1 protein-coding gene is annotated in these 417 nt (G+C 50.1%); it reads right to left on the bottom strand.

Annotated features, from left to right (window positions below; all coding sequences use genetic code 11):
- The coding region (locus ACEWB7_RS18125) for a M20/M25/M40 family metallo-hydrolase (protein WP_411581105.1) at window positions 1-273 on the bottom strand (273 nt) is incomplete at its 3' end.
- Between the last annotated feature and the right edge of the window lie 144 nt (window positions 274-417).

Genomic DNA, 417 nt, shown 5'->3' with positions numbered 1-417 from the left:
TTCCGGGCGAATGCCGGATTGTTCAATAATGTACTGCCAGCACAGACCGTCGCAGTCTTCTTCCTGCACAGTACCGGTAACCAGCAGGGTATATTCATCTTCCAGACCGAGGTCTTTAATGATTTTACCGGCATAAACCATAGATGCCATGCCGCCTTCTTGGTCGGAAGTACCGCGACCACCGATTAGCTCATCAGTTTCCATGCCTTCGTACGGATCGAAGTCCCAGTTTTTGATGTTGCCAATGCCGACGGTATCGATATGAGCGTCCATTGCCACCAGACGCGGGCCGTGGCCGATATAACCGAGAACGTTGCCCATCGGGTCGATTTCAACTTTATCGAAGCCGACTTTTTCCATCTCTTCTATAATACGATGTACTACGCGTTTTTCGTCGCAGCTTTCACTGGGAATAGC

The organism is Acinetobacter sp. NIOH-H-8 (genome assembly GCF_046635365.1).
Taxonomy (GTDB): Bacteria; Pseudomonadota; Gammaproteobacteria; order Pseudomonadales; family Moraxellaceae; genus Acinetobacter.
The sequence above is the reverse complement of the archived record's forward strand: the minus strand, read 5'-3'. Positions and strand labels throughout refer to the sequence as shown.